26 protein-coding genes and 1 pseudogene are annotated in these 22,911 nt (G+C 44.9%); 14 read left to right on the forward strand and 13 right to left on the reverse strand.

Annotated elements, in window-relative coordinates; all coding sequences use genetic code 11:
- Positions 1-5: 5 nt before the first annotated feature.
- Positions 6-1,457 (reverse strand): DUF3612 domain-containing protein, encoded by a 1,452-nt coding sequence (locus tag ORJ00_RS04490; RefSeq protein WP_240474930.1) that lies wholly within the window; start codon positions 1,455-1,457, stop codon positions 6-8.
- 392 nt (positions 1,458-1,849) lie between these two features.
- On the opposite strand from ORJ00_RS04490, the gene ORJ00_RS04495 reads away from it, so the two are divergent.
- The 3 genes and pseudogenes from ORJ00_RS04495 to ORJ00_RS19065 all read left to right on the forward strand — a co-directional run bounded on the left by ORJ00_RS04495 (position 1,850) and on the right by ORJ00_RS19065 (position 3,835).
- Entirely contained in the window at positions 1,850-2,362 is a 513-nt protein-coding gene (locus ORJ00_RS04495; protein WP_027672360.1) for an aldolase/citrate lyase/malate synthase family protein, read from the forward strand.
- 273 nt (positions 2,363-2,635) lie between these two features.
- Positions 2,636-3,310: pseudogene (locus ORJ00_RS19060) on the forward strand (PAS domain-containing protein); the annotation flags it as partial.
- 27 nt (positions 3,311-3,337) lie between these two features.
- Entirely contained in the window at positions 3,338-3,835 is a 498-nt protein-coding gene (locus tag ORJ00_RS19065; protein ID WP_440480643.1) for a methyl-accepting chemotaxis protein, read from the forward strand.
- A gap of 124 nt (positions 3,836-3,959) precedes the next feature.
- Here the strand turns inward: ORJ00_RS19065 and ORJ00_RS04505 are convergent, their stop codons facing one another.
- The 5 genes from ORJ00_RS04505 to glsB form a co-directional block, all read right to left on the reverse strand.
- Positions 3,960-5,075, reverse strand: coding sequence for an ABC transporter permease (locus ORJ00_RS04505; protein ID WP_305977011.1), 1,116 nt, complete (start codon positions 5,073-5,075; stop codon positions 3,960-3,962).
- On the reverse strand, positions 5,053-5,985 hold the full coding sequence (locus ORJ00_RS04510) for an ABC transporter ATP-binding protein (RefSeq protein WP_027672469.1): 933 nt from the start codon (positions 5,983-5,985) through the stop codon (positions 5,053-5,055). The genes ORJ00_RS04505 and ORJ00_RS04510 overlap by 23 nt, the downstream gene beginning before the upstream one ends.
- Positions 5,982-6,920, reverse strand: coding sequence for an HlyD family secretion protein (locus tag ORJ00_RS04515; protein WP_306139108.1), 939 nt, complete (start codon positions 6,918-6,920; stop codon positions 5,982-5,984). Before ORJ00_RS04515 ends, ORJ00_RS04510 begins: the two co-directional genes overlap by 4 nt.
- Positions 6,913-7,560, reverse strand: a complete 648-nt coding sequence (locus ORJ00_RS04520; RefSeq protein WP_027672471.1) for a TetR/AcrR family transcriptional regulator — start codon at positions 7,558-7,560, stop codon at positions 6,913-6,915. Before ORJ00_RS04520 ends, ORJ00_RS04515 begins: the two co-directional genes overlap by 8 nt.
- Positions 7,561-7,679: 119 nt before the next feature.
- Positions 7,680-8,606, reverse strand: a complete 927-nt coding sequence (gene glsB / locus ORJ00_RS04525) for a glutaminase B (RefSeq protein WP_306139109.1) — start codon at positions 8,604-8,606, stop codon at positions 7,680-7,682.
- 397 nt (positions 8,607-9,003) lie between these two features.
- On the opposite strand from glsB, the gene ORJ00_RS04530 reads away from it, so the two are divergent.
- From ORJ00_RS04530 to ORJ00_RS04550, 5 genes are all read left to right on the forward strand, one after another.
- Complete coding sequence (locus ORJ00_RS04530; RefSeq protein WP_306139110.1) at positions 9,004-10,329, forward strand: methyl-accepting chemotaxis protein; 1,326 nt, start codon at positions 9,004-9,006, stop codon at positions 10,327-10,329.
- Positions 10,330-10,559: 230 nt separating this feature from the next.
- Entirely contained in the window at positions 10,560-11,045 is a 486-nt protein-coding gene (locus ORJ00_RS04535) for an RDD family protein (RefSeq protein ID WP_306136862.1), read from the forward strand.
- A gap of 87 nt (positions 11,046-11,132) precedes the next feature.
- On the forward strand, positions 11,133-11,504 hold the full coding sequence (locus ORJ00_RS04540) for a VOC family protein (RefSeq protein ID WP_027672473.1): 372 nt from the start codon (positions 11,133-11,135) through the stop codon (positions 11,502-11,504).
- 10 nt (positions 11,505-11,514) lie between these two features.
- Positions 11,515-12,225 (forward strand): cupin domain-containing protein, encoded by a 711-nt coding sequence (locus tag ORJ00_RS04545; protein ID WP_306139111.1) that lies wholly within the window; start codon positions 11,515-11,517, stop codon positions 12,223-12,225.
- The gene (locus ORJ00_RS04550) at positions 12,222-12,473 is read left to right on the forward strand and encodes a TIGR03643 family protein (RefSeq protein WP_027672475.1); all 252 of its coding nucleotides are present in this window, start codon (positions 12,222-12,224) and stop codon (positions 12,471-12,473) included. Before ORJ00_RS04545 ends, ORJ00_RS04550 begins: the two co-directional genes overlap by 4 nt.
- A 33-nt stretch (positions 12,474-12,506) precedes the next feature.
- On the opposite strand, the gene ORJ00_RS04555 is transcribed toward ORJ00_RS04550, so the two are convergent.
- A complete protein-coding gene (locus ORJ00_RS04555) occupies positions 12,507-13,688 on the reverse strand; it encodes a nuclease-related domain-containing protein (protein ID WP_306139112.1) in 1,182 nt (393 codons plus the stop codon).
- 360 nt (positions 13,689-14,048) lie between these two features.
- Here ORJ00_RS04555 and ORJ00_RS04560 point away from each other — a divergent pair, with 360 nt between their 5' ends.
- Entirely contained in the window at positions 14,049-14,270 is a 222-nt protein-coding gene (locus ORJ00_RS04560; protein WP_027672476.1) for a hypothetical protein, read from the forward strand.
- A 215-nt stretch (positions 14,271-14,485) separates the two neighbouring features.
- A complete protein-coding gene (locus tag ORJ00_RS04565; protein ID WP_306126345.1) occupies positions 14,486-15,076 on the forward strand; it encodes a carboxymuconolactone decarboxylase family protein in 591 nt (196 codons plus the stop codon).
- Between the two features lie 25 nt (positions 15,077-15,101).
- Here the strand turns inward: ORJ00_RS04565 and ORJ00_RS04570 are convergent, their stop codons facing one another.
- Entirely contained in the window at positions 15,102-16,484 is a 1,383-nt protein-coding gene (locus tag ORJ00_RS04570; protein WP_306139113.1) for an ADP-ribosylglycohydrolase family protein, read from the reverse strand.
- Between the two features lie 248 nt (positions 16,485-16,732).
- Here ORJ00_RS04570 and ORJ00_RS04575 point away from each other — a divergent pair, with 248 nt between their 5' ends.
- From ORJ00_RS04575 to ORJ00_RS04585, 3 genes are all read left to right on the forward strand, one after another.
- A complete protein-coding gene (locus ORJ00_RS04575) occupies positions 16,733-17,482 on the forward strand; it encodes a substrate-binding periplasmic protein (protein WP_306139114.1) in 750 nt (249 codons plus the stop codon).
- A 177-nt stretch (positions 17,483-17,659) separates the two neighbouring features.
- Positions 17,660-18,367 (forward strand): PepSY domain-containing protein, encoded by a 708-nt coding sequence (locus ORJ00_RS04580; protein ID WP_306139115.1) that lies wholly within the window; start codon positions 17,660-17,662, stop codon positions 18,365-18,367.
- Between the two features lie 127 nt (positions 18,368-18,494).
- A complete protein-coding gene (locus tag ORJ00_RS04585; protein WP_306139116.1) occupies positions 18,495-19,697 on the forward strand; it encodes an acyltransferase family protein in 1,203 nt (400 codons plus the stop codon).
- Positions 19,698-19,827: 130 nt separating this feature from the next.
- Here the strand turns inward: ORJ00_RS04585 and ORJ00_RS04590 are convergent, their stop codons facing one another.
- Together ORJ00_RS04590 and ORJ00_RS04595 are read right to left on the reverse strand one after the other, a co-directional pair.
- Positions 19,828-20,178 (reverse strand): barstar family protein, encoded by a 351-nt coding sequence (locus tag ORJ00_RS04590; protein ID WP_306139117.1) that lies wholly within the window; start codon positions 20,176-20,178, stop codon positions 19,828-19,830.
- A complete protein-coding gene (locus ORJ00_RS04595) occupies positions 20,178-20,597 on the reverse strand; it encodes a guanyl-specific ribonuclease (protein ID WP_306139118.1) in 420 nt (139 codons plus the stop codon). Before ORJ00_RS04595 ends, ORJ00_RS04590 begins: the two co-directional genes overlap by 1 nt.
- 350 nt (positions 20,598-20,947) lie before the next feature.
- Between ORJ00_RS04595 and ORJ00_RS04600 the strand changes: the two genes are divergently transcribed.
- Positions 20,948-21,271 (forward strand): hypothetical protein, encoded by a 324-nt coding sequence (locus ORJ00_RS04600; RefSeq protein WP_306139119.1) that lies wholly within the window; start codon positions 20,948-20,950, stop codon positions 21,269-21,271.
- Positions 21,272-21,434: 163 nt separating this feature from the next.
- Here ORJ00_RS04600 and ORJ00_RS04605 read toward each other — a convergent pair whose 3' ends face one another.
- From ORJ00_RS04605 to ORJ00_RS04615, 3 genes are all read right to left on the reverse strand, one after another.
- Positions 21,435-21,569, reverse strand: a complete 135-nt coding sequence (locus tag ORJ00_RS04605; protein WP_306139120.1) for a hypothetical protein — start codon at positions 21,567-21,569, stop codon at positions 21,435-21,437.
- 165 nt (positions 21,570-21,734) lie between these two features.
- Positions 21,735-21,944, reverse strand: coding sequence for a cold-shock protein (locus ORJ00_RS04610; RefSeq protein WP_027672545.1), 210 nt, complete (start codon positions 21,942-21,944; stop codon positions 21,735-21,737).
- A gap of 316 nt (positions 21,945-22,260) precedes the next feature.
- Positions 22,261-22,821: a hypothetical protein gene (locus tag ORJ00_RS04615; protein WP_306139121.1), complete on the reverse strand. Its 561-nt coding sequence runs from the start codon at positions 22,819-22,821 to the stop codon at positions 22,261-22,263.
- Positions 22,822-22,911: the final 90 nt, after the last annotated feature.

Consider the following 22,911-nt stretch of genomic DNA (forward strand, 5'->3'; position numbering starts at 1 on the left):
GGGCATCATACCCGAAGGCTTTCACACTGATAACAGCCGGGGCTACGTGGGCAGCTGTTGCCACGAGCGCAAATGAGCTGTGCCGGTTTTTGTAAGCTGCGCGCAACCCAATTAATGTTCAGTATGTTGGCGACACTGGTTAGCGCCGTTTGAATCTTTTTCGGTACCCTGGCGCCACCGGCACTGCCGATACATAATTGTTTTAACTCGCCTGCCATACTGTCGGCATCTTCGCCCTGCGCCAGCAACGCCGGGTTCAAATCGATACCAGCGCACAGCACATGGGCATTACCGGCTAAATCACTTACCTTGGTCGACTCACAGCAATAAATACGCGGCATGCCGTTTACATCAAGCAACGACAACTGTGCTGAGCTGCTAACCCCTTCAACATCAAACATACGAAACACTGCCCAATGCTGACACGGATCCTGCACCTGTCGCATATTGCCCCACGGCAAAGGAATACCGTTGCCGCGATAGACGGCTTTTAATTTCCCCGGTGTGTAAGCATCAAAATAATGCCAATGGGTGTAAGGCGATACCGCCGTCATTCGCCGCATGGCAACAGACGCTGACACGCCGGCCTGTTGGTGGCTGCTTATTTCATAGCCGTGGCGGTCAAGTAACTGGCGAAATGGCAGTTTTGGGCACAACAGCGCACCGGCAAAAAAGCTCGATTCAAAATCGCGCCAGGCATGCAAAATATCCTGCGGTTGAACAGCGCTTGAGTCCGACAAGTCATCGTCTCGTGCCCCGCCTACCATCATGCTACTTTTTACACCGTCTTTGTTGTGCAGCACCGCATGGCCGATATGCACCGCTAATTCGTACTTCAACCGGGTAGGAAAGGCTTTTAATAAGCTGTTTAAATGCAGCGTATTCGGTGGCGCAAAAAACGAGGTTGAAACATTTTTTGACAGCACCCCAAGCTCGTCTAACAGCTCTTTTGGCGTTTCGGTAAACCATTTAACGCTTAGCCCCAACTGCTTGGTGATAACCAGTAAATCGTCGACACTAAGCGGCATTCGCTTTTGCCCCACCTCCTCAGCAGCACGTTCCAGCTCGGGAAAGTGGTTTTGGTTATGCTCTTGATGAGCACGTATTAGCAACTGCGCAAACTGTTTGCCGCTGGTACCGGTTTGCGACAACATTTCAGGTATCGCAATTTGTAAAATGTCATTTGAAAACAAAAAGCCCGGTTCCAGCGCCATGCCATTAATGCCGCCTTTGGCACCTTTTTGTGGCGTTAAGTCCTCGCCGGCATCGTCACCATCCAGAAACCAGTCAATGTCTTTTTGAAACACCTCCGCAATCACCTCCAGCATTTCAATGCCAGGCGTGCGCTTGCCGCGTTCAATCATGGACAAATAAGACACCGATGGCGCTTGCTCCGGGTTTACACGGATACAGCGGGTAGATAAATCTTCCATCGTTAAGTTATTGCGTTTACGCAAGTTTCTTATCTTGGTTCCAAGAAAATGTGACTTTCTAAGCAGGCTTTTGTTTATTTTCATTTTGTAAAATTCACACTGTAAAATTTTTATTGTGAAATTATGCTGATTTTTAGCCTAGACTAGTTTTTAACCGATAGCAACTGGTCTGATGTTTAACACTGATGACCATAGAAGCAGATACTCAGACACTGACGGTACAGGGGCAGACCCATTTCGCGTCAGCGAAGGCGGACACCACATTCGTCTGGAACGAATGTGAACTGCGCAGCAGGTCCGCCTGATGTAGGGCAGGATTGCCCGTAATCCCGCTGCCACGAGCATGCCAGTATCTGAGTATCGGTAATTAAACTCTGGACTGGACGATAAACATAGTTAAAAACGAGGATGACATCATGACAACACTGGCCCAACAACACAGCAATCAATCACAAAGCCAAACCGCCTGGATGGCAACCGAGCTTAGCGTGATTAACCAGCTGAACCAGCGCCATGTTCAGCAGGTGATGGATTACTCAAAAGGCTTTTTAGATAAAACTTTCCCACTGCAGCAAGGCTCGCACAAAGACGTATGCAGTTATGTGGTGTATTACCAGCAACTGCTGGCGTTCTTTGCAGATGGCAGCACCAGCGGCCTGCAAAACCCGGCGCAGTTTGTTGCATTAAGCGGCCATCGTGAAACACCAAATTCTATCGTACTGAATAACAGTGGCCGCCATGTAGAATTAATTTTAAACCGCAACGGTTTTAACGGTTGTCAGGATAAAGCCAGCATTGACGATATTCAGCTGCAAACCTCTGAGCCCAACAGTATTTGGTTTAGCATGGTGACCGGCCGTCAGGTAAATTGCGCTCATAAAGGTAACAAACAGTTTACTTGCAAAGATGGCTTGCCGTATTCGCTTTAATTTATCGTTGTACACTGCTTAGCACCAAGCCCTTTTGCTGCAAACAAAAGGGCTTTTTATATCTATAAAATATTTCCCGCACCAAAATATACATCTACACTTAATATGCAATGCAATGCACCCCCTTAAGATCCAGCGAATTTAATACTAACCGCAGTGAAGAGGCAGACTATGTCATTTTTCGGATTTAAACGCAGCAGTACGACAATTGAACCTATTATTGATGCCTCAATTATTGCAGCGAAGGACACCCTTAGCGCGGTTAAAACATCAATGCCCTATATTAGTTTTGCGCCAGATGGCACCATACAAGATGTCAACAACCTGTTTCTCAATGTCGTCGGTTATTCTGCTGAAAGTATTATCGGCAAACATCACAAAATATTTTGCCTTTCCAGTTACACTAATTCTGATGAATACCGCATGTTCTGGCGCGACCTTGCCAACGGTAAAGCCTCTAGTGGTAGTTTTTTACGTATTAAGAAAGATGGCTCGCCGGTGTATTTGCAAGCCAGTTATATTCCGGTTAAAAATGCGCAAGGCAACGTAAATCAGATCATTAAAATTGCCAGCGACGTCACCTCACAGCACAATGCATTGGCCGATAAAGAAGCCGTTTTTTCTGCACTAGACCGCTCAATGGCGGTTATCGAATTCACCAATGATGGCACAATAATTACCGCAAACGATAATTTTACTAGTGTTATGCGGTACTCGTTAGGTGAGCTAAAGGGTAAACATCATCGCATTTTTTGTTTTGATGATTTTTACCATGACAACCCCAATTTTTGGCAGCGCCTTAGCGATGGCAATTTGTACTCAGGCCGCTTTAAACGCAAAGACGCCAAAGGCAATACTGTGTGGTTAGAAGCAACTTATAACCCAATAGCCGATGAACGTGGCAAAGTGTACAAAGTCATTAAATTTGCCACCGATATTACTGAACGTGTACAAACTGCCCTACAAGCAGTTGAAATGGCGGCAGCAACCTCAGAACAAACCTCACAAATTACCCATAATGCCGTTGAAGTGCTTAATGAAGCCGTGACAACATCAAGTGATATTGCCACCCAGGTACAACAGGCTTCAGCCATTGGTGCTCAGCTGAGCAAACAAGCCAAAAGTATTGACGATATCGTCACCACTATCCGGGCCATTGCCGATCAGACTAATTTATTAGCACTAAACGCCGCAATAGAAGCTGCACGAGCCGGAGAATCTGGACGAGGTTTTGCCGTGGTTGCAGATGAAGTACGTACGCTGGCGGCACGAACGTCAGTCGCTACGGCCGAGATTACTAAAGTGGTACGAAACAATGCCGATTTAATCAAAAATATTGATCAGCAATTAAGCGAAATTAATAGCATTGCCGAAAAAGGCCAACATAGTATTAGCAATGTGGCTTCAGGTATCGCCGATGTGGGAGCCGGCGTGGCGCAATTTGTTGGTATGGTTGAAAAGCTGCGTCCTTAAACGCAAAAACCAATATTTCTCTCGCGGTTTGCTAATGCTGATTCGTTAAGCAGAATCGTTTTTTAGGGCGTATTAGTGTGGGCAAACCGATGGCTACTTAAACGTTAACTGACTGGCAAACTGGCTAATCCAAACGCTTTTTAAACCGTAATGTGGCGAGTAATAACCCCACCAGCGTAAAGCAGGTTAAATAAATCACGTCATAGCTTAGCGACCACCAGTGCGCGTCACGCAATACTACCGCTCTTATCATCCGGACATAATGCGTTGCCGGTAAAATTTCCGCCAACCACTGCGCTGCCTTTGGCATAGCCGCATAAGGAAACATAAAACCAGACAGTAAAATAGAGGGGAGTAAAATAAACACAGTCATCTGCATGGCTTGCAACTGCGTGGCGGCCCGCGTGGAAATAATAAGCCCCAGCGTTAAACTTGCCAAAATAAATAGCAATGTGACTATGACTAATGACACCCAATGCGTAGGTAATGGTACGGCAAATAAAACATGTCCCAAACCAAGAATAATGCTGGTTTGAATACAGCCTACGGCAATGTATGGGATTATTTTACCCAGCATCAACTCAAGCGGTTGCATTGGCGTGGTAATTAAAAACTCCATATTACCCTGTTCCCGCTCCCGCACCACGGCTGCCGAGGTAAACAGTACCATTGTCATAGTCAGTATTATCGCAATAAGCCCGGGCACAATATTTACTGCTGTGCGTTTTTCCGGATTAAAATAACTGACGATCTCCATAACGGCCGTCGGTGCGTTGCTTCCCTGCACGCCGTTAAGCGTTAACGGTAACTGGCTCAGCGCACTTACCGCACCACTTAATATCGGATCGCTACCATCAGTTATCCATTGTGCTACCGGCTGATGCGATAACCCGCTTTGGCGTAATATCAAGCGACGCTGAAAATCGACTGGTAACACCAGCACTGCGGCCACATCTCCCTTGGTTAAAGCTTGTTCTGCTTGCTGTACACTATCGAAACGCTGTATAAACACCACAACTTGCGACGCCTCCAGATCGTACAACAATTGCCTGCTCTGGCTGGTGTTGGCAAAATCGACCACAGCCGCTGGCACATGACGCACATCCGTGTTAATGGCATAACCAAATAACACTAATTGGATAAGCGGGATCATCACAATCATGGCGAAGGTTATACGGTCGCGCGCCAGTTGACGCAGCTCTTTAAGCATAATGGCATTAATTCTGAATAGACTTGGCATAACCCACTCCAGTACTTGCAACAAAAACATCTTCAAGATTGGGTTTAACCTGCTCTATATTAATATGCGCTACCTGTTGGTGTAGCCATGCTTTAGCGTCAGGCAAACCGGGGGTCAGCAACACACGCAGGGTATTACCAATTTGCGCAGTAGAAATAACCGGGGCTAAATCCGCCAGCTGCTTGCCTACTTGTCGTAACCCGGCGCCAGTTAGCTGAAACACAGTCGCTTTTAACTGCTCCATTAGCTGTGCCGGGCTGCCATCAGCACGCTTTTTACCCAGTTCCATAATCGCCAAACCATGGCAACGCTCTGCTTCATCCATATAATGGGTTGAGACTAAAATAGTGGTGCCACTATCGCTTAGGTCGAACAAGCGCTCCCAAAACTCTCTGCGGTTTTCCGGATCAACCGCAGACGTTGGCTCATCCAGTAATAATAACGGGGGTTCATGTAACGTGGCCGCAGCCAAAGCCAAACGCTGCTTTTGTCCACCGCTAAGTGAGCCCGCTCTAACGTGTTGTTTATCTTCCAGATGATACATGGCTAATAATTGAGACAGCCGCTCTCGACGCTGACCGCGGGACAAACCATAAATTTGCGCCACAAACTGCAGGTTTTCCAGTACGCTTAGGTTGTCGTATAACGAAAATTTTTGCGTCATATAACCAATTTTAAGCCGCAGTGCTTCAGCTTGATTTGGCAGATCATAGCCAAGGACTTTTACTTCGCCAGCACTGGGTGTTAATAAGCCCGTTAACAGCCGCATAGTGGTAGATTTACCACAACCATTGGGACCAAGAAAACCGTAAATGCTACCTCGCTTTATGGCTAAATCCAGATCATTTACCGCGCAGTAATCGTCAAAATATTTGGTCAGACCTTGAGTTTTAATAACAATATCATTCATGGCAACAACACCCGAATTGGGGTTCCAGTGTGTATACCAAGGTCTTGTGGCAGGCTTACTTCTGTCAGATACACCAGCCGGCTGCGTTCTAACTGATGCAGCGCAAAGTGTGGGGTAAATGCGGCATTTGGACTGATATAACGAATAGTGCCATTAACTGCAGCATCGCGCCCTTCAAGCCATACCTCTACTTGCTGCCCAAGCCGCCAGTTTGCTAAAGCATTGGCGGGCAAATATAACCTTGCATACGCACTGTCATCCACAGACAAGGTTAACAGCGTCGCCCCCGCTGGCACGCGCTCCCCCCTGCGCCAAAGGATATCGTCAACAGTACCGTCCCGCTCTGCAATGACGGTAAGTTGTTGTAATTGCCACTGCACTTGCTGCAATCGCGCTTCAAGCTGTTTTACCTGTTGTAGCGCCTGCTCAATGTCAGGCTGCCTACTCCCGGCCATCACCTCTTTTAGTTGCTGCTCTGCAACATCATAACTCGCCTGTGCTACCGCTAACGCTGCGTCAGCTTGTTGCAACGCCGCGGCAGAGCTCAACTTTTGAGTAAAAAGTGCGACCTGACGAGTTTGCGTCAGCTTAGCATCGTCTAACATCGCCGCAGCGCGTGCCAAATTAGCTTTAGCTTGTTCTTGCCGCTCTTGCCTGCTGCCTTGTTGTAACAGTGTTAACTGCGCCTTGGCTAATGCAAGTTGTGCCTCATTTTGTGCCACGATAAGCAGTTGCTCGGTGTTATCTTGTTGTAGCAATATCTGTCCGGTTTTAATGCTATCGCCTTTTTGTGCGTTGAGTACAGTAATCAGCCCTGATGTCTGGGCATTAACATGGATAAGGTCGCGTTCAACCGTACCAAACGCTGCAGCAGGCTCTTGCCATTGACACGCCATTAGCAATAAACCGGTGAATATCAGCATAAGATTACGCATTTTTTTCTCCGTGCTGCACTATTTTTGCAGGAATGAATAGTCGATCAGCCAAGCTAGCAATTGCAGCCAATTGATCTGAGGTAGCGGAAAAGTTCAGAACCTGCCGAAAAGGTGGTGGCAACAAAAAAGGAAACACGGCCAAGGCCAACGCACTAACAACCACGGCTTTGCCGTCTACATCATCTGTTGCCGGGGTAGAGTGGCTTATCTGCTTTAACAGTCGGTCAATACCAAAGCGCAGCACACCATCAAATACCTGCATAACAATGTCATACTCGACTGAATCGGGGTTATGTAAAGCGCGAAAAATCAATTTTGGCAGCTCTGGGTATGGCAGCATCATACTGTGGTATTGCTGAACCAGTGCGGCCAAATTAACCGGACCGTTTGGCGCTGGATGCTTATTAATCAAGTTAAGCATCGGCGCGACCGTCTCACGTAACACAGTTTCAAAAAGCCCCGCTTTATGGCCAAAGTAGTAGCGAATCATGGCAGGATTGACAGCAGCAGCTGTGGCGATATCGCGTGTTGTCGTGGCCGCGTAGCCATGAACACTAAAGTGGTGCCTTGCCGCATCGACTAACCGGGCCCGGCTTTGGTTTTCGGAAGCGGATAAGGGACGCCCTTGAACATTCTGCATTGCTATAACCACAGTATTAACCAGTTGATTAATAGCCTAGCGCTGTTTATCTGTTCAGGACAGCGGAATAATTATCCAATACCGCGGTATTGATTAATTCTTCCGCTACAAAAAAGTCATTAAAACAGCGATAAGCCTAGCTCGTCGGCGAGCAAACTAATCAGTTGCATAGCCACGACAGAATTACCAAAGCGGTTAAGTGGCGGGCTCCAGGCGGTTATCACGCCAAATTGTGGCACTATGGCAATAATGGCGCCGCCGACACCACTTTTTGCCGGCAACCCCACTTTAAACGCAAACTCGCCAGACTGATCATACATGCCACTGGTAGATAAAATGGCATTGACACGGTGTGCGTCACGCCGGCTACAAATTTGTTCATTATTATGCGGCTGCACACCTCTATTGGCTAAAAACAATAATGAACGCGCTAACTGTTCACAGTTAATAGCGGTAGCACACTGGTGAAAGTACTGCTCTAACACCTGTGGCACTTCGGCTTCAATATTGCCAAAGCTTTTCATCAGGTAGGCTAATGCCGCATTGCGATTGCCATGTTCCAGCTCAGATAAATACACCTGCGGGTCAGCATAAATCGCCTCTTCTCCACACAGCCTTCGGATAAAGGTTAAAAAAGCGCTTTTACTGGCAGAATAGTGACTGACCAACACATCGGATACTAAAATAGCACCGGCGTTTATTACCGGATTGCGCGGAATACCCTTTTCCCATTCTAATTGCACAATAGAATTAAATGGCTGACCGGAAGGCTCCATATTAACGCGCTGCCATAGCTCATCGCCAATACGGTTCATCGCCATGACCAGTGCGAAAATTTTCGACACACTTTGTAGTGAAAATGCCTGTGTTGCGGCACCTGCGCTGTACACAGTGCCATCAAGCGTAGCTACCGCAATACCCACTTGCTCAGGCGCCACCTGCGATAACACCGGTATATAGTCTGCCACCTTACCTTCTACATATAACGGCTGACATTGTTGCAACAGGGCATCTAGTAGAGCGTTAAGCTGGTGTGGCTGAGCCATCGGCAAAATCACCTTTAGGTTTTGGCATTTGAAAATTGATTTAACTCAAATTAACAAGATTAACATGAAAAAAGCAGCCGCAATATGCCATGCAAAAATTAAGATAGATCTTAAACCATTTAACGATAAGCTCCAGTGAATAAAACACTTTTTGGCACTGTCAGTCAGATTTAGTTTTCTATTTTGCATATCGGCAAAAACTGCATATAAAAAATGCAGCGTTTTTTTCGATTTTTTTTGACACCAACCCCATTTGTCGCTATTGTCTCATTAGACCTAAATGGCCTAACATGAAGTTAGGCATTAGCTAACAATCTTAGGTCGTAAATTAAAGAGCAGTTTCGTTTGCATTGATTAGAATTTATGCAAGCCTTTTAAGACAGAGCTGAGGTTGAGTATGATGTTTTTTCCAAAAAAGGTTAGTCTTGATGACTATGAAAAGTTAGCGGCAAAAAATGCTAGCCTACAAGCAGAAAGGGACGCTATTTCAAATTCATGCGCGACAATTTATTTTTATCCTGACGGTACAATCATTTCAGCAAGCAAGATGTTTTTAGCGACGGTAGGTTATACGCTGGAAGAAATTAGTGGTAAACATCACAAAATATTATGTTTGCCTCAATTTGTAGCATCGGCAGAATATCATCAATTTTGGCAGCGTCTTGCAAGTGGCGACACAATTAAAGGGACGGTGCATAGAAAACACAAAAATGGTTCTGATATCTGGCTTGAAGCAACCTATATTCCGATTTCTGAAAATGGCAAAATTACACGAATTGTCAAAGTCGCGAACGATATCACAGTATCTTACCAACAAAGTTTGTCTACTGAGTCACTGATGCAGGCTATTAACCGTTCAAATGCAGTAATAGATTTCTCTCCGGAAGGCACCATACTTGATGCAAACAAAAACTTTACTAACGCTATGGGATATACCAGCATAAATGAAATAAGGGGAAAGCATCATAGAGAGTTTTGCACAGATGAATTCTATAGAGATAACCCTAACTTTTGGCATGAGCTGGCAAAGGGGGATATAAAAGCGGGGTTATTTAAACGGATAAGTAAAACGGGCGCAACAGTATGGATTGAAGCAACATACAATCCTGTATTTGACGTTAACTGCAACGTTGTAAAAATTACTAAAGTTGCCAGTGATGTAACCAATAGAGTTGAAAGACAACTGGCTATTCAGAGAGCAGCAGAAATCGCGCATAGCACCTCAGTAGAAACGGCACAAGTGTCTGAACGAGGTGCAAGCCTGTTAAAAGATAATCACGAAAACTCAATAAAAATTGCAGAGGATATTCACTCATCGGCAGTCTTAGTTGAGCAACTCAGTACACAATCAGCAGAAATATCAAAGATTGTCACAACAATAGGCTCTATTGCTTCTCAAACCAACCTACTTGCTTTAAATGCAGCTATTGAAGCTGCTCGAGCTGGTGAATACGGCCGCGGTTTTGCAGTAGTCGCAGACGAGGTTAGAACGTTAGCATCAAGGACCACGACATCCACATCTGAAATTAATCAAATGGTCGAAAAAAACAGCGAGCTAGTAAAAAATGCCAAACAAAATATGCTCCATGTTACAGAGAAAGCCATTAACAACACCAACCTTGTTGCAGAAGCTGCGGACATTATAAATGAAATACTTAAAGGGGCTGAGCATGTTTCCATTACTGTAGGCGATTTAGTTAACAATACCCAGTACAACACCTAAGCTAATGCATTTAACATCGGCGAATACTGATAAATAAATAGCATGAACATATGTGTTACTTCTACTTTAATATATTGACAATGCTATATAATATTTGCAGATTTACTAAGGCTGCGTCAGCTGTTTTAGTATCGAGACATAATGACTAGTTAACTACCCCTGTACTTGTCAGTACATTGCTTACGCTTAATAGCGGTACCTGTCTGGCAACCTAATATGAGATGCTCACAATGAATACTGCGCCAGCTTCGTCTGCGACCGCGCTAAAATACGTTGGCTTTTGGGAACGTGTGGTTGCCTCTGTTATTGATAGCTTGTTGCTGGTCTGTATTACGTTACCATTAATGTTGCTTATTTACGGCTGGGCTTATATAGACCGCAGCAACTTTCAGGTTACCGGCGCCTATTATCTGGTGCAGTGGGTATTTCCTATTCTGGCCATTATTGCGTTTTGGCTGTATCGTCAGGCAACCCCAGGAAAAATGGCGCTTGCAGCACGCATCGTTGATGCTAAGACCGGCAATAACCCAACAACAAAACAATGCGTTATTCGCTATATTGGCTATTATCTGGCGGTCTTGCCGCTGGGGTTGGGTTTTTTCTGGATTGGCTGGGATGCGAAAAAGCAAGGCTGGCACGACAAGCTGGCAGGCACCGTCGTAGTAAAGCCTACCTATAACAGCAATAATCTGGCGCACTTTACGCAAAACCCCTAAAACAAATTCGTTTTCACACTGCACCATTTCGCCTTAAGCTGCGTAATGGTCAGATATCATTTATTTCTTCTATCTGGAGCGTCAAATATGATCAGTTATGTAACCTTGGGTGTGAGTGATTTAACGGCGGCTAAAGCGTTTTATGGCCAGTTATTGGGCGATCTGGGCAGCAAATCATTAATTGATATGGGCCGCATTGCCTTTTTTGGCAAAAGTATGGCACAGCCCATGCTAGCGGTATGCGTACCCTTTAACCAACAGCCAGCAAATCCGGGCAACGGTAATATGGTATCGTTTTCACCGGGTTCAAAAGCTGCGGTAGATACGCTTTATCAAAAAGCGATCAGTTTAGGTGCAACCTGCGACGGTGCGCCAGGGCAACGCATTGAGAACACGTTTTACGGCGCTTATGTTAAAGACGCCGATGGTAATAAGCTGTGCTTCTGCCATTTCGGTTAATGGCTAACCAATGCAGGTAAATAGTGATTTTAGTCAGCGTGTAGTAATACACGCTGCACAACATGAGTTTGTTGACTCACCATTACCTGGCGTAAGCCGCATGATGCTGGACCGGGCCGGAGCAGAAGTTGCTCGTGCCACCAGCATTGTCCGCTATGGACCAGGTAGTGGCTACAGTGCACACACACATGATGGTGGGGAAGAAATACTGGTATTAGATGGCGTGTTTAGTGACGAACACGGCGATTATCCAACAGGCACGTATTTGCGTAACCCGCCCGGCACATCACACAAGCCGTTTTCAGCTAATGGCTGTACCTTGTTGGTTAAACTGTGGCAATTTGCCGTCAGTGACACCGAACAACAGGTTATCAATACACAACAGCAGTCATGGCGGCCTGGGTTAGTGCCGGGCTTATCGGTATTACCCCTGCACGAACATAATGGTGTCAGTACAGCCTTGGTACGCTGGGCCCCTAACACCCACTTTAACCGCCATATTCATGTTGGAGGGGAAGAAATTCTGGTACTGGAAGGTTTGTTTTGCGATGAACACGGGCAATACCCCACCGGTAGTTGGCTTCGTAACCCACGCTACAGCCAGCACACCCCCTTTACTTTAGAACAGGGCGCATTAATTTATGTCAAAGTTGGCCATATTGATGCGGGCTTACTGGGTGATAAGTTTATCAGTAACACAATTAAAGAAGGTAAAACATGAACCTGTCTGATGCGGCCAGCGTGTCACGTATTATCGAAATGGCCTGGGAAGACAGAACCCCGTTTGAGGCAATTGAACAACTGTACGGCCTTAACGAAACGGCCGTCATTACATTAATGCGGCGTGAACTTAAGCCCTCTTCTTTCCGGCTTTGGCGGGCCAGAGTGCATGGGCGAAAAACCAAGCATTTAAAATTACGCAACCCGGATGTTAGCCGCGCTTATTGCCCAACACAATATAAACGTTGATAACACAAACAAAGCCTTTACGAGCGCTAACGTTCAGCGCTCGCTCGCTTGCTTTAACACGGCACCAAAGCGGTTTAATTGCTCATCAGTAAAACAAGGCTCTGTAAACTTTTTCAGGTACATTGAAACAACATCAACATAGGTGACTTGTGCAGGCATCTCAGTTTCAAATTGCGACAAGCGGCTAAAAGCCACAACCGAATGCACATGCTGCGCAGTATCGCTATTTTGTATATGCAATAGATGCTTAACCGCTTCAATATTTTTAAAGTTCTGATGTAACGGGTTCATAAACTGTTTTTTGTTACCAAAATACTGCCGGGTCCAGTTGGCTTGGGTTTCACTGCCGAAAATACGGCCCCGATTGCTTTTTACCATAATAACAAAAATGCCGTACGGGCTAAGCACCAGATGATCAACATCGGTTCGCTCGTCCTTCGCCGTAAATAATTTAAGTTTGCGAAAATGCTGATAGCGCCCTGACAAGCGCCAGCGTAATAAACGGTTTAGCTTATACTCGGCAAACACGCCTTTAAAACCAGGTAAGTTCAAACCAAACCAGGATGTCAGCAAAAATATTACCAGCAAGACGGCAACGATATTGGCAGCCACCAGCGGGATATTACTCAGTATTAGCATCATAGCGTCGTTTAATATAATAGTGTCGTTTAATGCAGGCATATCTTTGGATACCGCCATATCATCAAGTACCGCAACGTTATTCGGTATTGCAACTGCGTCAACGCTTGTTTGATCCGTTCCCAAGGTGGTGGTTACCTCAGTAACTGGCGCTTCAGCAGCCACAAGTTCGGGCTGGGCTGCAACAGTAATAGTTTCGGACGCCGCCTGATCTGGTTTCGGCTCAGGCGAAGATGCTACAGAAACGGGCGCTAACTCTGCTTTGGTTTTAGCTGGCAAGGATTCAGTAACCGTTGTAGCGTTAACCACCTCCGTTGTGCGTTTAGCGGGAGGGGTCACTTCGGTGGTCACAGTCTCGCGCTTGTCCCTCACCGCCGGCTTTGGTGTCACGGCAGGTGTTAAGCAAGATCTTTCGTATTCACGCTTTGCGTAACGATAATTCGAATTTTGTGGCTGAGCAGCAAAACGATCTATCTGTTGTTGCAACAAAATGCAGGCGCCAGCAGAATATTGCTGTCCTGTAGCTTGGATAGAAATGAGTAGCAACAGCGATAGAGTACATTGCATTAAACGCATAATTCGTCCCTGATTATTAGCATGCTGATGCTAACCTCAAAATATGAAATATCAAAATACCTTTATTGTTCAACGTTAACAAACACCACTTCTTAACCACTTCCACACCATACTTTTTTGAATTTGTGCAAACTCGTTAAAGTTAGTTAATACCAACGCAATAACAATAGCAATTTAGATTAAAAGCGTAGTGAATATTCTGACCAATTAATAGCTAAAATCGCCAAAACCCGCACTCCCACCCAGAATGCCAACCGATAACAAATATAAGCAATTGATTTAAATAAAAAATAATAATGGCACGGCATTTGAATAATTATTAATAAATAACAAAACATGCCAGATTAGCAGGAGCAGGATATGAACAGAAAAATTGCCATTATCTTATTAATTGTTGTAGGCATTTACTGCTTGCCAACATTACTGGCGGCATTTGCAACGGTGCTGGGGGTTGTCGCGGCAGTTGCAGGTACCATTTTAGGTGTCGGGCTATCACTTATTGCTTCTGTGTTACCCCTACTTATTGTTGCTTACCTTATTTGGTGGCTGGTTCGCGACAACCGCAATAGCCGCCAACATTAAATCTCAGACGTACATCGGCGTACTTACCTAATACTGGTTAAACTAACCGGTATTAGGTGTAGGCTAATACCGCTGAGCAAACGGTTAGTTTTCTGCCTGCTTACAACTTGCTCTAATAAAACTTATCAATGCCAATTGTGGCAATGCACTTTACAGTGGCAGTAGTTTTCTGTTTTTATAAAAACTTACCCTTCATTTACAAAACAGAGGACAGCATGCCGTTTGTCACACCACTAACCGCCGACGCCAATCCAGAGGTTGCCGAACTGGCGCGCTTTTTCAATGAAACCCTAGGGTTTTGTCCTAACAGCGTTTTAACCATGAGCCATCGACCTGCGATAGCCAAAGCCTTTATTCAGTTAAATATGGCGGTTATGGAAAATAATGGCCGGGTAACTTCTGCATTAAAACGGCTTATTGCCTACGTATCCAGCCATGCAACCGGTTGCCGCTACTGCCAGGCCCATACTATTCGCGCCGCAGAACGTTACAACGCCCCCGATGACCAAATCGCTAATATTTGGCAATTTAGAACCCATCCGGCCTTCAACGCTGCAGAACGTGCCGCGTTGGAATTATCAATTGCAGCGTCTCAAGTACCCAATGCCGTAGACGAAGCTATTCAGGCAGAAATGCGTCAACACTGGGACAATGGCGAAATTGTCGAGATCATGGGCGTTATTGCACTATTTGGCTATTTAAACCGCTGGAACGATTCCATGGCAACTTCGCTGGAAGAAGGGGCTATTGCCTCCGGTGAAGCCCTGCTGGCCAGCGACGGTTGGACAAGCGGCAAACACCGCTAAATGATTCGCAAAAAAACGCTAATGCTTATGGCTCAGTTATCGGCTTAACAACCGCTGGAATATGCCAGCAGCTGGCATCGGCAGGCATGCTTAAGGCCAAGTGCTGGCGTAAAACATCTTCAACAATCGTGCTTGCCATATGTGCCATATTGGCAAAGTTGTCTATGCCGTTGTTGGCAAAACCTTTCCGCGTGAGATGGATGTTAAATTTAGTGGAGAAGCGCTGTTCAAAAGCTTGCTCTACTCCGCGCCTGCCAAGGATAAAACCATACAATCCGCCCCAGGTAGCAGCAGGGTTGTCTGAATCCCATCCCGCAAGTGTGGCTATTTTAAGTGTTTGTTGTATATCGCCTTCGCCATAAAACAAACTGACTAAGCTGGCTGCAAAATTTATTCCGGCAGCAAAACATCCATTGCAATATAACTTTTTGCCGGTTATTTCATAACCATCCTGTTGCTCCAACTGATAACGCTGATACAGCGCATCCCTGGCGGCTTCCCATGGCACACCCGCTTTATAAAGCGACAGCACAAAATCAAACATTTTTGCCGGATATTGATTTGACGGCAAGTCAGCACGAGCTTGTAAGGCAATATGCAGTATTTGAGGTTGCAACGGTTTATTGCTATCCACCGCCGCAGCCAATGCATGCAATACCACATAAAAATTGGCAATGTCTGCCGCCTCAGCATATGCCGTTGTACGGATAGGTAAATAGGCCAGCCTCGACGCTACGTCAGGACGAAATGGCGCCAAAATACCAAACAATTCGGTTGTAAGCTGCGCGTCAATCATGTCGTAGTGTGGGTTATTACCCGGCATGCCAGTATACGGCGGTAAGATATTTTGCAGCATTAAATCAAACGCGTACTGATTCGACACCCAGAGATAATTTTCCGGCTTGCCGTCTAACGTTTTAAACGGCGTGTCAGTGTCGGTGTATATATGTGCTAGCCAGCCGGCTCTAATTTGCTCAGCGCTAAGTAAAGGCTGACGGCTGTCATACATCAATTTAAGATAGATATATTCAATATCACTGTCGTCATCAGACCCCCAAACGTTATCTTCCGCTGCAACAACCCAATCAATAGTGCCAGATAATTCACTTGGGATGCCCTGCCCCCAAATACTTGGTTGGTCTTTCGCTTGCCAATCATTGCGGGTGTAAAACTGCCCTGCCGGCCCGTCACCACCAATTTTATCCATTTCGGTAACCAACCCCGTCCAATTACCAATGCTTAACCCAAGCCAAAACCCTTGCACTTTGTCTACATAGTCGTCCTTTTGCATCACATGCCCATTGGCGGAAAGCGGCTGACACACCGAAGCCGGTGCGGTTACCGCTGCAGCTGGCAGCGTCATTATTAACAGTAACGGTAAGAACAAGCGACAACCAGTAAATTGCATAATCACACCAATGTAAGCACTTTCATTCCATTGTTATGCAATAACCTGCAGCGGCCGTCAAGGCCGCTAGCTAACAAAAAATGACCTTAAAACCTAAATGACATCGTTAAGGCTAACACTACAGCGCCTGTCGATTGCGGGTAAATGCTGTTTTTCTTGCAAGCTTAGCGCGCGGTTCTAATAACAAAAATCATATTTTGGTGTATCTTTAAACATCGTTTGTAATGGTATTATAGCGAGCAAGCGCCATGAATGTGCGGTTTTATTTTTACGTGTCCCTCTTAAGTGCCGTGGTAGCAACATTTAACCTAAAAGCCGCACCTACTGAATATCATTTTTATACCGAACAATTTCCGCCTTACAGTTACTTGCAGCAAAATGCCATAACCGGCATTAATGTTGATCTGGTGAACGCCTTGTGCCAGCGGTTACAGTTGTCTTGCACTATTACCTTGTTGCCTTGGCGTCGTGCTTTCGAGCAAGCGCAGCATCATCACTTTAGCGGTGTATTTTCTACTTCTCGTAGTGCTGACCGCGAATCACTGTTTCACTGGGTTGGCCCTATTGCCAGTGAGCCGGGCTACCTATTTCGCTTAAAAGGCCGCACTGAAATAAACCCGACCAATTTAACAGAAGCCAAAAACTATATTGTGGCCGTATCTCGCGGAGACAGACTAGAGGCTTTCTTGCAAAGTAATGGCTTTAACTATGACAAGAATTTGATGGGTTTTTCTACCCGAACCGAGCCAATACCCCTGTTTTTAGCTAATAAAGTCGACTTGTTGGCCGGTTCTAAACGAGCCTTACGTAGCTGGATGCTGGAACAGAATATGCCAGCCGATACGGCAGAGCCACTTTTTAAGCTAGAGGATGTTGGCAAACACTACCTCGCGTTAAATTTAAGGTTCCCCACTGATATTGCACTGGCAATGCAGGTCGAGCTGGACAATATGCGAAAAAATGGCGAGCTTGCAGCATTAGTACAATCTTACCAGTGATGATATATCTTTGACGTTTAAATGGCATAGCAGCAAATTCACGGCGCTGGGTAAAGAACGAGCTATTTATCGTTTAACCACCGGTAACTTGTGTAAGCTGCTGCGACATTTTGCCGCTTTACATTAGCAACCCATTTCTGTTGATATAGCCTTATTAACCTTATCGATTAACGTCTTATGATGAAATGGTGTCGGCGTCTGCACAACTGGCTGGGTTTAATTTTAGTCGTACAAATACTGCTATGGTTTTTAAGCGGGCTGGTTATGGCGGTGCTACCCATAGAGCAAGTCAGAGGCGAGCACTTACATACTCAACCAGTGCCCCGCTGGCAGCAGGCATTGGTAAGCCCCGCTTCGGTACTGGAACACCACAGCAGCGAAGCCAGCTTTAGCATCAGCCAACAGTTAACCCTTGATAACAACCAGCTTAGCGCTATGCCGGTGTACGTTATAGACGATGCAGGCCAGCGCTTTCGTTATAGCGCCAGCAGCGGTAAGTTGCTAAACACGCTGTCTGAGCAAGATATAACCCGGCTAGCACAAGCTCAGTACACGGGTAAAGGCGCCCTGAGCTACAGCCAACTACTGCAACAACTGCCAGCAGAAGTAAAACATTTGCCAACGCCACAATGGCAGGTGCAGTTTAACGACGACAACAACAGCACCTTTTATCTCGACCCGTCCACGGGCGCAGTAAGCCGGGTAAGAACCAGCCTGTGGCGGGTGTTCGACTTTTTTTGGATACTGCACATTATGGATTACGACGAACGCAGCAACTTTAACAACCCGCTGCTTATCAGTACAGCTGCCGCATCACTCCTGTTTACCCTTACGGGCCTAGTACTGTTATGGCAACATTACCGGCCAAAACGGTATCTTGCGTGAGCAAGTTGCAAACATTGAATTTATCACACACAATCAGCATCAGGTAAAAGAGATGACGTTAAAAGTATTTACAATTACATCACCAAGTACATAAAACCATAAAAATACAATAAGGAATGTTGAGGTTATGGAATACCGCTACCATGGAAAAATTGCTGAAATAGAAGGGTTGAGAGGTATAGCAATATTGCTTGTTACCATTCACCATTTCTGGCCAAGCTCTGGTGATATTTACCAAACATTGTCACCTATTGCTCATCTTGGTTGGATAGGTGTAGATTTGTTTTTTGTGATAAGCGGTTTCTTGATTGGCGGCATATTAATCGATACAAAAAACAAAGAGCATTATTTTAGAAATTTTTACGTGCGAAGGGTTCTTCGAATATTCCCGCTTTATTATGCGTTTGTTATTGGTCTTTTTATCATCATTCCGGTCGCACAGTCTTTTATTCACAACGTCTCGTATTGGGATGCAGAGTTTATAAAAGAATCAGGCAACCCACTGTGGTATTTATTCTTCCTGGGTAATGTCAGAGAATCTATAACAGGCGTTGAACCCTCTTATTTCTTAGCCCCTTTATGGTCAATTTCGATAGAAGAGCAGTTTTACCTGCTGGCACCATTGCTGATTCACAAACTCACAATCAAACAGCTCAAAATCACTTTGGGGTTATTGATCTGCATATCGCCAATTTTCAGATTTTTAATGCTTGATTCCTTCCCAGACAACGAAAGAATTCAGTACTTAGCTACCATATCAAGATTTGACAACTTGAGTGCAGGTCTTGTTCTGGCCATTATTGTGAGATCAAATTACTTTATCAATAAACAACTTGTTAGTTATTTTTTAGTTACCTTAACAATCTGCCTTGGTGTAATTTTCTATGCCGGAGGGCTTGATAGATATACTTTTTTCTGTCGGGTTTTTGGCTATTCAATTCTAGCCTTGTATTTCTTTACCTTGGTTTTATGGTGCATTCAAAATAGAGATACAACAGCGTCTTTTTTATTGAGAAGCCGGTTTTTAACATATTTAGGAGGGCTATGCTATGGCCTTTATTTACTCCAAAGACCGTCAGAAATACTTTTATTGAAATCACTCAGCTATATAGGATGGGATCTTGCTCAACATCCTTCATTGTCGCTAATCTTAAAAACCGTCTTTGCAATATTAGTCAGCCAAATTGTTTGGAGTTATTTTGAAAAACCGATAAATAACTTAAAAAATAAATTTGAAACTGCCAATCATCCTGCAAATTCACCACAAGGCCGTGTTGCTATTGATGATTCGCTAAACGGGATAACACCATCTCAAAGGCAAATTGGGTAGTTACTATGGTATTCCATACATAGTGTTATTGGCTCAAATTCATAACTGTTGGCAGCATAAAAAACATAGTTCGTTACCTCAACTAGAGGATGCTAAGTTTTTGTTCTGCCTTTGAAAGTTCATGCTCGCGCTACGGCTCGACAAATAACTCAACCTGCAGCATTACCCCTTTGCCGGATGCATAATCTATTACGTCTTGCATTAATTGCTGCCAACGAGCCAACGCATCATTATCTGTGTTTGCGTTCTTCCCTGTACAAAATTGCCAAACAGTTGGCTGGTTAAGGGTATCAACAACGTCCAGCAACAGATCAAAGGCGGCGTCTAAATTTTCACCAAAATAATCAGGAAACAAAAAATGCACTTGCAAGCTGGCTAAGATGGTTTGCTGGTTAAGGCTGCCGTCTTTCGAAAGACAAATAGCATGAGTCGGGGCTTCAGCGTAGTGAATCAAAACAGCGCTGTGAACAGCTTGTTCCATTATTGAGCACCAGAAATAGTGCGAAACGAGCGATAATGATCTTCGGTGTAGTAATAAACATCCGGCGGATTACCTCCGGTTACCACGCGTCGCGGCCCGCGATGTGACAGGCCCGGCGTATCAACAGTATATTCCCGATAGTAACCACTCGCTTTTAATGGCAATAAACGCTCTCTGTTATGGAAAGTAATACCATCGCGATCATATGGGAAGGGGCCGTTATTACGGATCCGCAGAAGCGTTTTTTGCAGCTCACGCTGCTGGGCAGACAAATGTTGCTGCGGATAATCGCTTGGCTTGGTATCGCTTTGCTGGATATCAACCTTTTGATAATCAGCATTAATACTTTCGCTTAAATTGCTTCCCTGAAAATGGTAAATGCCAGCCAACACCAGCAACAACACGAGAAACTTTTTCATCAAAAATCCTTTTCGAGGTTTATAAGCATAATCATCGCTGACAATAGCGCAAATGTTTATCCGACTCTAATAACTTTTGGGATAGACGCATACCGATATTGGCGAAGCCAGCCGGCATTTGTTTGAACAGTTGCTTTAGAAACAAACGTTTTGAACCTATCTATTAACAGCCAGATACTACTTTGCGGATTTGCCTAAGAGGCTGGTTTAATTTTGTTATGAGTTTAAAATGCTCACAATATATATCTCACTGACCCTATAGATTCGATCGTATAGATTCCTAAAGTTCTTTTAAATGGCAATAAACAAGATACGCCCCCATTTCCCGCTCTTTCACCAAGGTTATTTTGATGCATAAAGACGAAAATGAGCTGGCAACATGGCAATTAACTGCTGGGCTCACGCTATTTGCAATTCTTACAGTCTTCGGCTTTGGTTATTTTGGCTATTACCTGTCGCTACTGCTTAAAGGATTGTTCAGCCATGTTGAAGCGGTAACGTTAAATAAAGGTGCTTTTTACTGCTTAGGCGCGGCAGTAATTGGCTGTATGCTGCTGTATTTTGATTGCATTGAACTGGCACTGGCAGACTGTGCAGATTCTCCAGACCGACAGAAATGCCGGTTATTGCCGCAATTCAGTACAAATACAGTAACTATTGGATCTAACCCATAAGGTTCAGAAGCCGTCAATTAGCAAATCAAGGCCCTTCTTTGATTTGCTGGCGGCAACTTTGCAAGTTGATTTCCGTAGCTTTTAAACGCTTTGCCGATACCGACGCAATATCCAGCAAGTCGATAAAACTAGCTTGTTCTTCAATAGTGACGGGTATTTGGAATTAGGCTAATAAGGCAGCGGTTGTTTTCGGCTTAATCAGCGCTACCAGCAAGACATCAATATTGTGAAACAGGGTATTAGTCAGCACCACAACCCGCTGTTGCTCTATGCGGGCATCGCTAAACTGTTGCAGCACTATATTTGCCCGAGCCGCTCAGCAAAGGTGCCGTGCTCAGCAACTTGCTGATTATAAGCTGCTATCGCATCATGCAGGCATTATGGCATGCGATAAAACACGTCATTTGCAGCATAAAAAAAGGCAAACCCAGTTGGGTCTGCCTTTTTTACACTTAACTATTTATTAGATAGTTACAATATTCTCGGCTTGCGGCCCTTTTTGGCCATTCGTAATAACAAAGCGCACCTGTTGGCCTTCTGTAAGGGTTCGAAAACCTTCGCTGGCAATGGCACTGAAGTGGGCAAAAACATCCGGGCCAGATTGTTGTTCAATAAAGCCAAAGCCTTTCGCTTCGTTGAACCACTTAACGATTCCGGTAGTTGTATTAGACATAATAATATCCTGAAATTTATATAGTAATGCCTTCAAGAGGCTTGAATTACTTAAAAATATTGACTTGAACTTAAAAACTGCAGGACGGAGGATTACGAATAAAACAACGAAATGTAGGATGTAAATAACAGACTTCTTTCTAGCTGGAGGTGACTCTATAGTGTTAACTGATACCTGTCTAGTGTTATTTTATTTATGTTCAATACACCACATAGACATCACTAACAAAAGAACACCGTTTTTTAAAAGCTCACAAGGAAGCTGGTCGCGTATACGCGTTAAAAATAACTACCGCTATCTTGCAGCACAGACATTATTACTCACAATCGTGCGATGGAATATCTCGGCTAATGGTATTATTTTCGCTCGCTTCGCTATTTTCTTGTAGTGTTATAACCAGCTGCTTTCCCTGCTGGCTAAAACTAAATTGCCCCAGCCAGTCTTCTTTGCTAATTGGCGTAAGCGTGTAGAAACCGAATGGCTTGCGACATAAATATGAGAAATAATGATACGACTTGCCCATCGCCCCCACATCCGCTGTATAAAGCTGAATATTGCCATTAGCACGATAAAACTGAGTTTTAGTACCAAATAAAACCATGCCCAAACACGCGACTGCGAGTAAGCAAATATGCAATAAACCTAATGATACTGCGCTAAATTCAGCCAGCTTAGACACACCAGTCACAGGCTTTTTGAATAAGAGCACTATACCTGCAAGCGTTAACAGCAGCTTTACCGGCACCAAATACACACTCACCTGGTACATCAGCACCGGGCTGTGCCACTGCAGGCCAAATGTATTGCCTAAGAACACGCTGTCGATAAGCGGCACAAACACCAGTAGCAACGCTATTAAAAACCGCTTTTGCTTCACCCTTTAACCTCAGCCTTTACTTGAGCTAAATGCATTTTGGTCAACACCTTACGGCTGCTAAGCGCCATATTCAACCTGATAATTAGGGCC

Origin of the sequence: Rheinheimera baltica (assembly GCF_030731985.1) — a bacterium.
Taxonomy (GTDB): Bacteria; Pseudomonadota; Gammaproteobacteria; order Enterobacterales; family Alteromonadaceae; genus Alishewanella; species Alishewanella baltica.

Excerpts from the sequence above, each read along its gene's own strand:
- ORJ00_RS04495 (WP_027672360.1), top strand. The coding sequence starts at position 1,850 with ATGACAACACTGGCCCAACAACACAGCAATCAATCACAAAGCCAAACC.
- ORJ00_RS19065 (WP_440480643.1), top strand. The coding sequence starts at position 3,338 with ATGGCGGCAGCAACCTCAGAACAAACCTCACAAATTACCCATAATGCC.
- ORJ00_RS04505 (WP_305977011.1), bottom strand. The coding sequence starts at position 5,075 with ATGCCAAGTCTATTCAGAATTAATGCCATTATGCTTAAAGAGCTGCGT.
- ORJ00_RS04510 (WP_027672469.1), bottom strand. The coding sequence starts at position 5,985 with ATGAATGATATTGTTATTAAAACTCAAGGTCTGACCAAATATTTTGAC.
- ORJ00_RS04515 (WP_306139108.1), bottom strand. The coding sequence starts at position 6,920 with ATGCGTAATCTTATGCTGATATTCACCGGTTTATTGCTAATGGCGTGT.
- ORJ00_RS04520 (WP_027672471.1), bottom strand. The coding sequence starts at position 7,560 with ATGCAGAATGTTCAAGGGCGTCCCTTATCCGCTTCCGAAAACCAAAGC.
- glsB (WP_306139109.1), bottom strand. The coding sequence starts at position 8,606 with ATGGCTCAGCCACACCAGCTTAACGCTCTACTAGATGCCCTGTTGCAA.
- ORJ00_RS04530 (WP_306139110.1), top strand. The coding sequence starts at position 9,004 with ATGATGTTTTTTCCAAAAAAGGTTAGTCTTGATGACTATGAAAAGTTA.
- ORJ00_RS04535 (WP_306136862.1), top strand. The coding sequence starts at position 10,560 with ATGAATACTGCGCCAGCTTCGTCTGCGACCGCGCTAAAATACGTTGGC.
- ORJ00_RS04540 (WP_027672473.1), top strand. The coding sequence starts at position 11,133 with ATGATCAGTTATGTAACCTTGGGTGTGAGTGATTTAACGGCGGCTAAA.
- ORJ00_RS04545 (WP_306139111.1), top strand. The coding sequence starts at position 11,515 with ATGCAGGTAAATAGTGATTTTAGTCAGCGTGTAGTAATACACGCTGCA.
- ORJ00_RS04550 (WP_027672475.1), top strand. The coding sequence starts at position 12,222 with ATGAACCTGTCTGATGCGGCCAGCGTGTCACGTATTATCGAAATGGCC.
- ORJ00_RS04555 (WP_306139112.1), bottom strand. The coding sequence starts at position 13,688 with ATGCGTTTAATGCAATGTACTCTATCGCTGTTGCTACTCATTTCTATC.
- ORJ00_RS04560 (WP_027672476.1), top strand. The coding sequence starts at position 14,049 with ATGAACAGAAAAATTGCCATTATCTTATTAATTGTTGTAGGCATTTAC.
- ORJ00_RS04565 (WP_306126345.1), top strand. The coding sequence starts at position 14,486 with ATGCCGTTTGTCACACCACTAACCGCCGACGCCAATCCAGAGGTTGCC.
- ORJ00_RS04570 (WP_306139113.1), bottom strand. The coding sequence starts at position 16,484 with ATGCAATTTACTGGTTGTCGCTTGTTCTTACCGTTACTGTTAATAATG.
- ORJ00_RS04575 (WP_306139114.1), top strand. The coding sequence starts at position 16,733 with ATGAATGTGCGGTTTTATTTTTACGTGTCCCTCTTAAGTGCCGTGGTA.
- ORJ00_RS04580 (WP_306139115.1), top strand. The coding sequence starts at position 17,660 with ATGATGAAATGGTGTCGGCGTCTGCACAACTGGCTGGGTTTAATTTTA.
- ORJ00_RS04585 (WP_306139116.1), top strand. The coding sequence starts at position 18,495 with ATGGAATACCGCTACCATGGAAAAATTGCTGAAATAGAAGGGTTGAGA.
- ORJ00_RS04590 (WP_306139117.1), bottom strand. The coding sequence starts at position 20,178 with ATGGAACAAGCTGTTCACAGCGCTGTTTTGATTCACTACGCTGAAGCC.
- ORJ00_RS04595 (WP_306139118.1), bottom strand. The coding sequence starts at position 20,597 with ATGAAAAAGTTTCTCGTGTTGTTGCTGGTGTTGGCTGGCATTTACCAT.
- ORJ00_RS04600 (WP_306139119.1), top strand. The coding sequence starts at position 20,948 with ATGCATAAAGACGAAAATGAGCTGGCAACATGGCAATTAACTGCTGGG.
- ORJ00_RS04610 (WP_027672545.1), bottom strand. The coding sequence starts at position 21,944 with ATGTCTAATACAACTACCGGAATCGTTAAGTGGTTCAACGAAGCGAAA.